General features: G+C 32.0%; 11 protein-coding genes. 7 read left to right on the forward strand and 4 right to left on the reverse strand.

The genetic code is table 11. The features are described from left to right. Positions 1-53 precede the first annotated feature (53 nt). The 4 genes from HS129_00590 (at position 54) to HS129_00605 (ending at position 1,694) form a co-directional block, all read left to right on the forward strand. Entirely contained in the window at positions 54-203 is a 150-nt protein-coding gene (locus tag HS129_00590) for a hypothetical protein (GenBank protein MBE7410556.1), read from the forward strand. Positions 204-262: 59 nt separating this feature from the next. Continuing rightward, the gene (locus HS129_00595; protein ID MBE7410557.1) at positions 263-439 is read left to right on the forward strand and encodes a hypothetical protein; all 177 of its coding nucleotides are present in this window, start codon (positions 263-265) and stop codon (positions 437-439) included. A 443-nt stretch (positions 440-882) separates the two neighbouring features. Continuing rightward, positions 883-1,284, forward strand: coding sequence for a transposase (locus HS129_00600; GenBank protein ID MBE7410558.1), 402 nt, complete (start codon positions 883-885; stop codon positions 1,282-1,284). 251 nt (positions 1,285-1,535) lie between these two features. Continuing rightward, the gene (locus HS129_00605) at positions 1,536-1,694 is read left to right on the forward strand and encodes a hypothetical protein (protein MBE7410559.1); all 159 of its coding nucleotides are present in this window, start codon (positions 1,536-1,538) and stop codon (positions 1,692-1,694) included. 105 nt (positions 1,695-1,799) lie between these two features. Here HS129_00605 and HS129_00610 read toward each other — a convergent pair whose 3' ends face one another. The 4 genes from HS129_00610 to HS129_00625 all read right to left on the reverse strand — a co-directional run bounded on the left by HS129_00610 (position 1,800) and on the right by HS129_00625 (position 8,434). Further along, positions 1,800-2,507 (reverse strand): HAD-IA family hydrolase, encoded by a 708-nt coding sequence (locus HS129_00610; GenBank protein ID MBE7410560.1) that lies wholly within the window; start codon positions 2,505-2,507, stop codon positions 1,800-1,802. After that, the gene (locus HS129_00615; protein MBE7410561.1) at positions 2,495-2,959 is read right to left on the reverse strand and encodes a thioredoxin family protein; all 465 of its coding nucleotides are present in this window, start codon (positions 2,957-2,959) and stop codon (positions 2,495-2,497) included. Before HS129_00615 ends, HS129_00610 begins: the two co-directional genes overlap by 13 nt. 6 nt (positions 2,960-2,965) lie before the next feature. Then, entirely contained in the window at positions 2,966-6,637 is a 3,672-nt protein-coding gene (locus tag HS129_00620; GenBank protein MBE7410562.1) for a hypothetical protein, read from the reverse strand. Between the two features lie 171 nt (positions 6,638-6,808). Continuing rightward, entirely contained in the window at positions 6,809-8,434 is a 1,626-nt protein-coding gene (locus HS129_00625; GenBank protein MBE7410563.1) for a caspase family protein, read from the reverse strand. Between the two features lie 709 nt (positions 8,435-9,143). Here HS129_00625 and HS129_00630 point away from each other — a divergent pair. From HS129_00630 to asnS, 3 genes are all read left to right on the forward strand, one after another. Then, positions 9,144-9,401 carry a DUF1564 family protein gene (locus HS129_00630; GenBank protein ID MBE7410564.1) on the forward strand — a complete coding sequence of 86 codons (258 nt, stop codon included), beginning with the start codon at positions 9,144-9,146 and terminating at the stop codon, positions 9,399-9,401. A 355-nt stretch (positions 9,402-9,756) separates the two neighbouring features. Continuing rightward, positions 9,757-11,436 (forward strand): PD40 domain-containing protein, encoded by a 1,680-nt coding sequence (locus HS129_00635; protein ID MBE7410565.1) that lies wholly within the window; start codon positions 9,757-9,759, stop codon positions 11,434-11,436. An 8-nt stretch (positions 11,437-11,444) separates the two neighbouring features. Continuing rightward, positions 11,445-12,749 carry an asparagine--tRNA ligase gene (gene asnS / locus HS129_00640; GenBank protein MBE7410566.1) on the forward strand — a complete coding sequence of 435 codons (1,305 nt, stop codon included), beginning with the start codon at positions 11,445-11,447 and terminating at the stop codon, positions 12,747-12,749. Positions 12,750-12,858: the final 109 nt, after the last annotated feature.

Raw genomic sequence — 12,858 nt, forward strand, 5'->3', positions numbered from 1 at the left:
CTTAATTTGAGTAGTAGGGACGTTGAATCCGAATTGAAGGAAGAAATCTGAAAATGAACCAAAAAAGTGTAGAAATTTTAGCCTTAAAAGAGGAAAATGACAAAGGGACAAAAAAAGGAAACATATACAGAGGAATTCAAAAGGATGCAGTAAATCATTTGATTTCATCCGGCAAATCAGCAAAAGAAATTGCTTCAATTTAGGAATAATGAAAAGATCTTTTCATTGGAGAAAGAATTGACAATTCAAGAAAGGTGATATAATGAAAGAAAATCGATCCAAAGATATTGAAATCCAACAGCTTCAGTATGAATTGTCCGAAGCAAAAAGATGGAATGTGATATCTAAAAAAAGGCTATGGCCGTTCTCTCAAACTACAGAAATAATAGTATTGGTGATAAATGAAAACCGTAAGGAATATACGGTAGAGAGAATGTAAGGATTTAGGAATACTTCATGCAGTAATATTACAAGAAGCGAAATTAATTCTTTCAAAAGAAAATTTCAAGATAAAAGCAACGAAAGATATTGAATATTTTGAAGAGAATGAAAAAGTTTATGGAGCGAGGAGAATTGTAAAAGAGCTACATCAACAGGAAAATTTTATAGGGAAAAGGAAGTAAAAAGACTCATTTAAGGATGCATTAAATACAGGGTATTCAACCTGCAAGATTTCAAGTCACAACAACTGTAACGAATCAAAATCTCCCAGTCTCTCAAATCTCTGGGATCGAAATTTTTTGCATATGCACCAAATAAAGTTTGGTTTTGATATTACATATATCAAAATAAAAAATGGATTTTATTATTTGTGTGTAATCGTCGATTTATATTCCAGAAAAGTAGTTGGCTGGTCGTTGAAAACCATATGAAAAAGAACTTGTGATTGATATACCTAGAAGTGCCATCAGAAAAAGGAAGCCTGCTTCGGGATTAATTTGTTTATTTAGACAGACACAGGTTCTCAATATCAAAGCAATTGTTCCTGAAAATTTTATTCTGGAATGGTGGTTTGAATCCAGTCCAATGAGCCGCAAAGGAGATTGTTGGGATAATACAGTTGTTAGAATCTTTTTCAAGACAATCAAAACAGAATTGATTTATAGAAATAAATTTGAAAATTATGAAGAATTGAGAAAGATGTTTTCAAATTATATTATTTACAATAGGAAAAGACTTCATTCTTTCATTGGCTATCAAAGCCTCCTTCAAAGTTTGAAGAAAATTTGTGGCAAAATCTCTCCACTAAAACGGGTACACCTCAAGGGGTTCTTGTGGCGTTAAGTTTATTTCAGCATTTACTTCGAAATTGTATTTTTTAATAATTTCGTCGTATCGTTTTTTTCCAGTATATTCTAATTGATTTTTCATACTCAATTTTCGGTCTTTAAAACATCAAAATTTATGACTCATTATGTCTAACGACAAAACGTTGTTAAAGAGACATATATCCGTCAACTAATGCAGATTGGATTGAGCTAGGCGAGTTTGCTCAATGGCTTGGTATTTCTCGAACGGCTCTTTTTACTCTTCTTTTGTTGCTTGACATTGCCGGATGGGACATAATCATCACTGCCAAGTTCTATGACTTTGGAGTTCCACCCAAGGTCAGTTCGATTGCGGTAGGAGTCTATCTCTCAAAGAGAAAAACTATACGATACAATAGGCTGATACGACATAAGATGAGAAAATAAAAGACAAAAAGAATCAAAATAAGGCGAATGAAAGAAAAAATAGAAGAAGAAAAAAATAGAATAGCAGAGCTATGCACAATCAATAAAAATAAAAATTCACTGAAATCAGTAAATTTTTTCCATTAGATCTCCAAGTTGCCTCAAGGTTTCTAAATCTGGATCGTTATTTGAGGAAATTAAAAAAGTATTCCAACCTAATTTTCTTGGCGGAAAATAATCGAGTTCAGGCTTATCCCCCACGTAGATTAAATTTTTCGGACTTACTTGTGCTAATTTCTCCCCCTCTATAAAAATTTTTTCAGAGGGCTTTTCGTAACCGAATTCAGAAGATATTACAATATGAGTAAAATATTTTAAGAGGTTCATATTTTTTAATAGGCTTCTCAGACGAATGTCCCAATTAGAAATAATTCCGAGTTGAATATTTTTTTTATCGCTAAATTCCTTGAGATTAAAAAAAGTTTCGTCAATTGCCCACGAGTTTGGATCGTTGAAGGTATTTACTATATCTAAATATACCTTTTCAGTCAGTTCTGTTTTTTCAAAAAACGATAAAAAATAACCAATGAGTTCTTTCCAAAAACCATCATTACCATATTTATGATTTGTGTATCTACATTGAAAATTTAGAGGAGCTTTTGAATTCATGAATTTCCAGCTATCAAAAAAATATTTTTTTAGCAATTCTTTGTCGTAAGAGGCTTGGATTATGTTGTGAGATTTTAGAATATCGTAATAAATTTTTCCAGGGTTTGTTTTGATATGGATTAGAGTGTCTCCCACGTCTAAATAGATAAACTTTACTTTTTCCATTTTTTAAAAAAATCTAATACCGTTATATCTTTTAGACCTCTTGAATTTGAAAACTCACCATTATTTGTTGATACAAGAATTTTTTCTTCAGATGATAAAATTACAATTGCAGGGATACCGGATTGAATCGGATCTTCAAATTTTTTTGAAAATTCTAAATTCCGATCAAACTTTCCTACATCAACTTTGAGAATAAGGTAATTTGCGTTTAAATAGGAAAGATTTGGTTCACGAGTTAGTATATCATTGAAAACAGAACAATCCATACACCAATTAGCACCAAATTCGATCAGAATATTTTTATTTTCTGATTTGCTTCGATTCAATAAAATTTTATATTCCTTTTCTATGTTAAGATTTTCGTTAAACGGCAATTCTTTTTTTTCATATAATATGATTAGGGTTGAGATTATCAACAATGCTGCAATAAGAGGGATATGTTTTTTTATCATGATACACTATAATTTGACTCCAAAAATTCGATTATAATTTTTCCCATTGGTTGTAGTATTAGAATACAAAAATTTAAAAATTGAAAATTTAGAATAGTCTGTCTCTGTTTCAGTCTGGTACTCCCAAAGAATTCCCCATAGACTTCCTTTGGATTTATAGCCGCGCTCTTTGAGTCGCGTTTCATAATAAATCGAACCAAGAAGAATCGCTTTAGTTTCTTCTTCTTTTCGCTTATTGTAATTTCTATACCAAAAAACACCGAGTCCCCCTAATTGTAAAAGCCTGTCATTATTTTCAAATGAATAATATAACAATGGAGGAACAACTATTAAATTTTCTGTAGATGTTCTATCGTAATAAAGAAATGGAATGAGATTTAATTTAATATGCTCTTCTCTCTCGTTTAAATATCTTAGCCATAAAAAATTAATATCATAGTATCCATCTGTGTCTCTTGACTCGTATCCTGCGAGTAGTCCAAACAACACTTTGAATTTTCTATAATTAGGAGCTGATTCAAAGTGAATTGTGCCAAGAAAGAATTTTAATTTCTGAGTATTTGTATTTCTCCAAGACTGATGGTCTATTAAATATAAAAAATTCTGTCTTGAATATTCTTCTGAAGAGTAAATATAGAATCCAAAAAAAAATAGTCTTAAATCATTTTTTTCGTAGTCTTTTTTCCAGTCCATTAACCAGAATATATTGTAGTGCAAATCTGTATTGGATATACTTCTAAAAAATAATGGAACAATCGGAAAGAAAAATATATTAGAATAATTCGATTTATCTTTATTGAAATACTTTTCTGAATAGTGAAACAATAGATTTGTAATTTGAAAAGTTTCCTTGTAATAATGATGCTTAATTGGTTTAATCAATTCTTTCTCTTCTACTTTTTCGTAGAAGTAGTAGTTAATAGGAAAAATTGAGACTACACATTGAGTTGTGTCAGATGCGAAATCGGAGCTTGAGTTATAGCTATGGTAGTAGGGTAAAATCCATAGTAGATTTTTTTGCCATTTTTCTTTTTCAAAATTTCCATAGCTTTTTTCCTTATAGTAGAAAAAAGAATAATGCTCTTCTCTTTCACTAATTGAGCTACTTGAATAGTCATGAAAGAAAAAAGGAAATATCCATAAAGAGGTGTCTTCTTTTGAATCGCTTTGAATAGATTTTAAATAGTATAAAGGGGTTAGGGTAGTTGTGATTTTTTGTTTCATTGGAAACATTGTATCAACTTTGCTGTGGTAATACAATAATATCCAAAGAGCATTGTATTTGCTATTTTCGTCTTTAGAGTGAATTTGATACATTTCATAATAAAATATCGGAGAAAGAGAAACTGTTTTTGATACATTGGTGTCTTCCGTCTTTTTGGTGTAAAAAATTGGAAAAAGCCACCATCTATTTTCATGAAAATTTATTTCTGTATGTTGAAGGATTGAAATTAGAGGGAGAAAACTTGGGAAGTGGATACTCCATTTTTTAGAATCCTTGTCTTCTACTGAATTGTAATAATGTAGAAGGCTAAGAGATAATTTTTGCGTTGAATTATTGGTAGAAATTCTTTTATACCAATAAAAAGGCAAGATTCTTGAGCCACCTGTATCGTCTGACGTATAAAAATTCGATATGGGCCAAAGAAAAGAATGTTCAGTGATTTTTGTTTTTTCATTGAACTCGCGTATATAACCTATTGCCAAAAAAGATTCCGTAAACGAGTTTCCATTTCTTTGCTTTGCGTATAATGGAATTATCAATGGAGCAATGACTTTATATTCCACTTCATCAGAAACATACCATAGGTTGAATAAAGGAAGAAAAAAAACTTTATTGTCAGATTCTTTGTCCCACGAGAACCATCCTAAGGGTAAAACACGAATATGTCTTTTTGTATCTGCTTTTTCATAAGCTGCAATCCCAAACAAGGCACTCCATCCCCAAAAGTTTTCCGACTTTTCTTTAGAAATAGATTTTTCTTTCTCTATTTTTGGTTGATTTTCATTATCTTTTGGAGAGTTCGCTATTAGGCTAACTGGTAAATATGGAAGTGAGCTATTTCCTTTTTTTTGTTTTGGAAAATATTCAGATTTGAATGATTTTCTTGTAGAAAAACTAAACAAGTTGTAAAATGCAATTATTTCAAAATCAAAATATGTCTTATCGAAGTTTCGACCTACTGAAGCATTTGCGTATAACGTCCCAAATTGTCTTGCTATTGAAAAACCGGCAATATTTAGGTGAAGGCTGTTGTTATCTTCTTTGTAATTTAGATAAAAGGGTAAGAAAATATTTCCTTCAGTTTTAGAATTTTTCCATACATACAATAATGGAAAGATTGTATAAAAGCTTGTCTTATTCCGAAAATTTTCATGCGAATAATACAATAACATCCATATTTTTTCGATTTGTTCCGATTTTTTAAAATAATGAAATGGGCTAACTGAAACTTGAACCTTGTCTTCTTTATTTTCATGCTTATGAAAAAATGGAAAAACCGTAAAAGAAGAATTACCAGTTTTTGAATTTGAATAATTATGATAAAAGAGAACCCACTGAATTTGCAAATCTCTGGAAGATTTTAGATAATAAAAAGGGCCAAAATATGTTTTTTCTTCTGTGTCTTCGGGATTACCCCAAGATGAATAATAAAATGGTAGAAATGCAAAATGAGAGTTTCTTTTGTAATAGATAAAAGGAAAAATATTTAAAGTGAATTCGTCTGTCTTTGAGTCTTTAGACCAATAGAAATTTGCGATCAGATTTGATGATTTTGTTCCAAATTCATGATGGTAAAATATTGGACCAAAAAAAGTTTTTTCAAATTTATTTCCATAAGAAAAATAAAAAAACAGAACACTATGGTAATAGCTTTCATCGTTTGTATTCCAAGTGTTAAAAATAAATAGAGGAGGAATGTGCAAAAAACCATTTTCGGATTTGTCCCAGAAGAAAAATGGTAGAGCGTATAAGCTTCTTAATGTCCCCGCTCTTGTCGTTTTACCAAACAGCCACAAGATATTTGTATGGGTATAGTCTGGTTCTGAATGGTGGTAAAAAATCGGAATGATTGGAAAAAATCTTGTTGAAGACACAAAATCATTTTTACTATTTTCTAAAAAAAAATGAAATGGAGAGAAATTCAATTTAGTATAAGCCACGGTATTTGAATTCAGTTCATACCGAATTTTTTTTGAGAAATAAATTGGAGATAAAAATATTGTGCTTTTGCGATCTGGCTTACTGTCGTCACTACTATTGTAAAAAAAAGGAAATATTCCGATTGATTCAGATGTATTTTGTTTATCATAGTAATAATAGACAAAGGGGAAAAAAAATCTTTCTATTTCGGAATTTTTTTGTTTATAAAAGAAATTGAAAATTCTAAATTTCTTTCGATTGTCTATCTTGCTTTCTAAAAAATTATAAAATGGGAAAAAATATGTTGAACGATATTTTGGATAATTTGTATGTTTGTAAAGCCAAAGTACTTGGTTGGAATAGTGATTTTCCCAGTTTTCTCTTTCCCAAAAATGTGCATTGATGTCGTACTTTGCCTCCTTCTCACTACCGTAGATCTTTTTTGTTCCTTCGTTTAAATCATCCCAATTATCATTGGAAAAAATTGAAGTAGATAGAAGAATTGCAAAGACGAAAAAAGCAGGTGCTTTCAAAAAACTCATTTACGAAAATTGCAAGAATGCTAATTGTGTTAGAATTTTCGAATTGAAGTGAGGCTTTATCGTAACAATATTTTGGAATATAATCATTTCATTTTGTAATTAGTGTATATTTAAAAAAAGAAACCCTGAAATATTCAGGGTCTTGCTGATACTTTATTTACATCAGTATTTTGTTTTTGTACTGGGCATTCTCTGATTTAAAATAATTTGAACTCTTGTTACTTCTCCCTCGTTTACATTTAGCATGGAATTTTCTAATTTCATTTCTTCTGCAAAGGAAGCACGGATTTCATAGTCACCGGGTTTTAAATTGGTAAACCAGAAATTCCCATCTTTATCAGTGAATGTTTTTTGAATCCCGTTTACACTTTTAATTGTAGGCATATAAATCGGTTGCTTGATCACAGGATTATCCAAAGTTTTGTAAAATACATTTCCTTGAATTGCACCGTACCCAGACATAGAAGCAATTACTTCTATCTCATTTTGTTTGTTTGGTTGGATCCCTACAGTGGACTGGATCTCCGGGTATTCGTCGGCTTTGATTACAATCTTTTGAACTCCTGCAGGAATTTTTTTTAGGTGGATGTTGTAAATTTCTCCTGGAGTAGTTATTCCAACTCTTCTCATGGATCCAAAAAATTCAGACTTAACCGTACTTAATTTGTAGTCGTATTCCTTATCGTTTAGATATACTTTTATCCTTCTGTCGCCTTTTCTTGTTCTTTTTGCTTGAATCAGCTCAGCAGGAGGTAGATCAGACAGACCGTAAGTTCTATCTTTGATAATGGTAGTTTTTATTAATAGGTCTGCAAATTTTGCAGGTGGAGAGACAGGCTCTACATTCGTAACAGGTGGACGAATGGGATCCGGTTTTGGAGGATCGCTCACCGGTTCTGGTTTTGGAGTAGGGATAACTTCAGGAATTGGAGGTGTCGGAGGCGGCTCGGGTGTTTTCTTCCCTGCTAATAAAATTCCTGATGCGTCACCCGACACCTGTGGAGTTTGTTCATGATCATTTTCTTTAGCCATTTTTACTACATTGTCTCGAGTTTGAAAAAAGGCTTCTAAGGCTGTAACTACCTTGTCTCCATTCAAGTCGGCAGTCTCTAACGCCTTTCCAAAATGATAAGTAAATATTCCGTGATTGATATCTCCACCCAATTCCATAGAAGTTTGATTATCGTCTGAAGATGCTATGATTCCCTTATTTTGAAAAAAGAAGTCTTCTGAATTTTGTTTCACTACTCCATCATTTCCTGCGGGGATCGGGACTTCTCCTGCACCTCTGGTCTTCTTGCCCTTTTTTGCAATTCCACCCGAGAAGCAACAGTCAAAAACAAAAAGAGTTTTTGGAGATGTTATGGATTTTAAGTATTCATTTAATTCTTCATCGGATAGATGAGGTCTTTCAAAGCAGACTAATACATTTCTCATCCCGTTTTTGGCGTTTGGATCTCTTTGGAAAGTTCCGTGCCCTGCAAAAAACAAGAATACAGTGTCATCTTTTCCGGCTTTATTTCCAAGGCTTTTAATTTCTTTTTCGATATTTTTTTTAGTAATTTGAGAGCCCAGAAGTACTTTTACTTCGTCAAAATTCCCAACTTTTTTAATTTGATTGGTTAGATAATTCGCGTCGGACTCGCACATCAAAAGCTCAGGAATATTGGCTTTGTTCTTTGTGTAATTTGTGCCAAAAATCAATCCATACCTTTTCTGGCTGAAAATTTCTGAAGAAAAAAGTAGAAAAGTCAAAGTTATCGTTATAAACCCAAGTTTTTTCTGCATATAAGACTCCTATTCGCTGTCTTTTTGATAGTTTATAAAATTATCTCAGAATTGTCACGAAATTATTTAGACATTTTAGTAAAAAAAATTTAGAGTTTTCGTGCAAAAATGTGGGATCTCCAATTCGGAGAACAGAAGACGAAACACCCGAGGACTGAAATAGTGGGAGGTTGAATCTTTGCATATAGGTTTATCTTGTAGGATGAGGTTTTGAAATTACGCATTTAGTGCAGATTTTGCACTTTTCGTGTGAAAATGTGGGATCTCCACTCTTTTTAGTAAAGTGCATGTTTTATACCAATTGTTCACCTTTTATGCAAAAATGTGGGAACTCCAATTCAGAGGACTGATGACGGAGGTCTGAGGTTGGAAATAGTGGAGGTAGAATCTTTGCAAATACGTTTTTAAAGGATGAGGTTTTGAGCTTTAGTAGAGTTTTTGAAATTTCGCGTTTGGTGCAGATCTACCTTTTCTGTTTCGTGCGAAAATGTGGAAAGAACTCTGCAAATTAAAAAGATTACACATTTAGTGCAGATTTGGGACTTTTTCTGTAAAAACTAAAAAATTTTTAAAATTGCAAAATTTTATTTTCTATCGTGATATTTTTTACCTTATGCAAGGAGAGTAAGAAAAATTTACTTTAAGAGAAATTTATGAATCCACAAAATATGTAAAACACAATCGAGCTTGCACTGGTTCGGCAAAATACATGGACGAGTTTAATAGAAGAAAACAGGATTTTTCGAGACGAAAATATTTGCACGCACTGTTGAATAGATACAGAAACGTGATTCTTTGGCAAACTTTTGAGAAGATGGAGAGGGTGAAAAAGGCTTACCAAGAAGTCGGACAAAATTTGCAGAAGAAGAATTTTACCCCAAATAACGATGACTGGATTGAGCTTGGCATTCTTGCAGACTGGCTTGGCACCACAAAGACCTCTTTTTACTCTTCTGTTGATGCTTGACCTTGAAAGGAATGGGACATTTTCTCCCCAGCAGATTCTTCGAGAATGTAAAGTTCCACCCGGTAACCCACGATTGCGGGGGATATATTACCTCTCAAGAGAGAAACGACCCGGTTTACAATAGGCTGATAAGGCAAAAGCCGGTGACATAGAAGGAAAAATCACTAATTCAATAGACATCGAAAAAATCAAAGCCTTTTTTAAAAATAAAGTAAAATAATTCTAGGCTAAGAGAATTTTACATTTTAAATAAATTGCGTACATTCAGTATAATGTCCTCGACAAAAATAATGAAAACAATATCATTCTGTTTAAACGAATTTTAAAAAAAATGGATCAAAAAAGAAAATTACTCATGAATAAAACAACATTAGTTTCAAAAAAAATATCTAATAAAACAATTATCTTCATGTATTTGATAATTTTTATTATTATATTTCATATAAATACCTGTAAATCAACTGACGATAGAAATAAATTTTCACTTTCTGATTTTGAAATTGAAGAATTGGAAAAATCTATAATCTACCAGAATGAAAATGGAGATTATTTTTATGAAGACTTTCAAAAACTTATCGAAGTACTACGAACAAAAGGTGTGTCCGATTCAGAAATTGAGAAAGTCATTCAAAAAATTTATTTTTCAAGAAGTATCAAAAGTACAAAAGATTTAAAAAGAAAATCTGAAAGTTCGAAGTCTATAACCAAAAAAAATCCGAATACCGAATCATCTACTAATCCTCTATACAAAGAAAAAGATATTTTTGCATCAAAAGAAAATTCTGTATCTAAAAAAGAAACCCTATTGAATAACCAAAGTTCTGCTATACCAAAAGAATCAAAACATAAATCGGACAATTTAACTAAGAGTGACGAGAAACAAAATTCTGTAATAAAAGATGATTCTAAGTTATCAACTGCACCCGTACAAAAAAATAAAGTATATGATAAACAAGACGCTATCATTCTCGAAAATACTTCAGGGAAAGACATCATCATACAAAATCCTCCGGCAGAAACTTTTCAATTTGAGATTAAGAAGGGAGGTAGAATTGCAAGTTTTCATACAATTAATGGTCCTGAAAAAGATTACCATTTAGTTCAAAACCCGGCACCAAACTCCAGCATCTATTATTTTATATCCGACAGATTAAATCCGACCATAGAAAAAAAATTTAATGAAAAGGAATTGTCTGAAGAAATTTTAGAAAATGAATTTGGAAAAGAAGACTACCTAAAAATGAAAGAATTGATAAAATCTTCTTCTAATATTTCAAACAACACAAAAGGAAAAGGATATCTAGAAATTTTGATATGCAATTCTATCTGGAATAAGGATAAGACCAAAGAAATTTTTATTAATCCCAGATTTTTAAATCTAAAAGATCAAATTATCGGTGACAAGTTGGGTTTTTCCATATTTTATAATTCCAAAGACAATCAAGTAGAAATGATTTTTTCAGCCGAAGGAGACCTTCACCGTGCTATTTCAAAAGATGGAGAAACTTTTGAATATAAAGAAGCATTAAGCACTCTAAATACACAATTTATTGAAAGAGACCCCTCGGTTAGCTCAGACGGCAAGACAATTGTATTTGTGTCCAGTCGATTGTTTAAATCAAGCCTTGCAGGTGGTTCTATTTTAATAGCGTTCAGAAATAATGTATCAGATCCATTTTCTGAACCTATAGAAATTCCCGGTACTGCTGACTCTACAGGTGAAATTTTCCCCTGCTATTATTCTAACAAGCAAGGTGATTTTATATTCTTTAAAAAAGTGGACGGGGTAAAAGGGGAAAGCAAAACTGGCTGGCTATACAGTATTCAACTTCAAAATAAAAAATTATTACCTATTGTTCCATTTTTACCCAACAGTGACATCCCTTTTAAATATATGGTAGTCTTCTACAACGAAAAAAGAGGACATAGAATTATGAGCTCCTTCCCTATAAATAATTACGATATATTTAGAATGCACTTAAGCGAACCAGTTAAAGTAATCGTTTCAGAAGATGGAAAAATTTTAAAGAAATAAGGCTTCCAATGGAAATTCAAAATGTTGAATTATTAGATATTGCAAAATTTGAAAATAAAGTCATAAAAATTAATGGATGGCTACACGGCAAAAGAGGTAGTGGGAAGGTTCAATTTCTTATGTTAAGAAATTCCGGAAGAATCATCCAAGTTGTTGCAGAAAAAACCCACCTTGGCGAGGAAAAATTTACACTCTTAAAAAATCTTGGTCAAGAAACTTCTCTTTCTATTTTTGGCAAACTCATCCGTAGCGAAAAATCTGAACTTGGTTTTGAAATTCAATTAGACGATTTTGAAATTTTCGGACAATCAAAAGACTACCCTATTACACCCAAAGACCACGGTCCTGATTTTTTACACAACCATAGACATCTCTGGCTTCGCTCAAAAAGACAACTTTCCATTTTGAAAATCAGAGATGAATTATCCTTCTCTATAAGAAAATTTTTTCATGAAAATCACTACACTCTGATTGACACACCAATTCTGACCGGGTCGGTTGGAGAAAGTGCAGGAACACTTTTCTCTACAGACTACTTTGATCTTGGAAGTGCTTATCTTGCACAAACAGGTCAACTGTATTTAGAAACCTCTATTTTTGCTCACAACCGGGTTTATTGTTTCGGACCAACATTCCGTGCAGAAAAAAGTAAAACCAGAAGACATCTAACCGAGTTTTGGATGTTAGAAGCTGAAACTGCATTTCTTGATAATGAAAAAAATATTCAATTTCAAGAAAATTTTATAAAAGCAATTATAAAAGAAATAATTCAAAATTCTATAATGGATTTAGAAATTTTAGAAAGAGACCTAGATGCATTATCGAATTTCATATACAAGGATTTTCCAAAAGTTGAATATACCGAAGCGATAGAAATTCTAAAAAGTAAAAATGAATCTATAGAATGGGGAGAAGATATAAATGCAGAAAGAGAAAATATTTTAACTAGCCACTATTCTTCTGCAATATTTATAAAGAACTATCCTAAATCGATCAAAGCATTCTACATGAAAGAAAATCCTGCAAATCCAAAAACTGTTTTATGTGCAGATTTGATTGCCCCTGAAGGAGTGGGAGAAATAATTGGTGGTTCAGAAAGAGAAGAGGACTATAATAAAATTGTAGAAAGGCTAAAATCGGAAGGACTACAAATAGACACATACAACTGGTACTTAGATTTAAGAAAATATGGCTCTGTTCCTCATTCTGGTTTTGGACTCGGGTTAGAAAGGTTAGTGGCTTGGATTTGTGGGTTGCCCCATGTCCGGGAGTGCATTCCTTATCCGAGGCTTATGGGAAGGTTAGACCCGTAACACATCTGCAAAACCTCAAGACAAATTGTTTCAAGGTCAGTAAACTAAAATTATTCTTGTTTTTTTTTTATATTCCTGTTTGCTATAATACTTTTTTACAGTGGAGTTA

This window comes from Leptospiraceae bacterium (genome assembly GCA_015075105.1).
Taxonomy (GTDB): domain Bacteria; phylum Spirochaetota; class Leptospiria; order Leptospirales; family Leptospiraceae; genus JABWCC01.

Coding starts and splice junctions, on each gene's coding strand:
- HS129_00590 (MBE7410556.1), top strand. CDS start 54: ATGAACCAAAAAAGTGTAGAAATTTTAGCCTTAAAAGAGGAAAATGAC.
- HS129_00595 (MBE7410557.1), top strand. CDS start 263: ATGAAAGAAAATCGATCCAAAGATATTGAAATCCAACAGCTTCAGTAT.
- HS129_00610 (MBE7410560.1), bottom strand. CDS start 2,507: ATGGAAAAAGTAAAGTTTATCTATTTAGACGTGGGAGACACTCTAATC.
- HS129_00615 (MBE7410561.1), bottom strand. CDS start 2,959: ATGATAAAAAAACATATCCCTCTTATTGCAGCATTGTTGATAATCTCA.
- HS129_00625 (MBE7410563.1), bottom strand. CDS start 8,434: ATGCAGAAAAAACTTGGGTTTATAACGATAACTTTGACTTTTCTACTT.
- HS129_00630 (MBE7410564.1), top strand. CDS start 9,144: ATGGACGAGTTTAATAGAAGAAAACAGGATTTTTCGAGACGAAAATAT.
- HS129_00635 (MBE7410565.1), top strand. CDS start 9,757: ATGAATAAAACAACATTAGTTTCAAAAAAAATATCTAATAAAACAATT.
- asnS (MBE7410566.1), top strand. CDS start 11,445: ATGGAAATTCAAAATGTTGAATTATTAGATATTGCAAAATTTGAAAAT.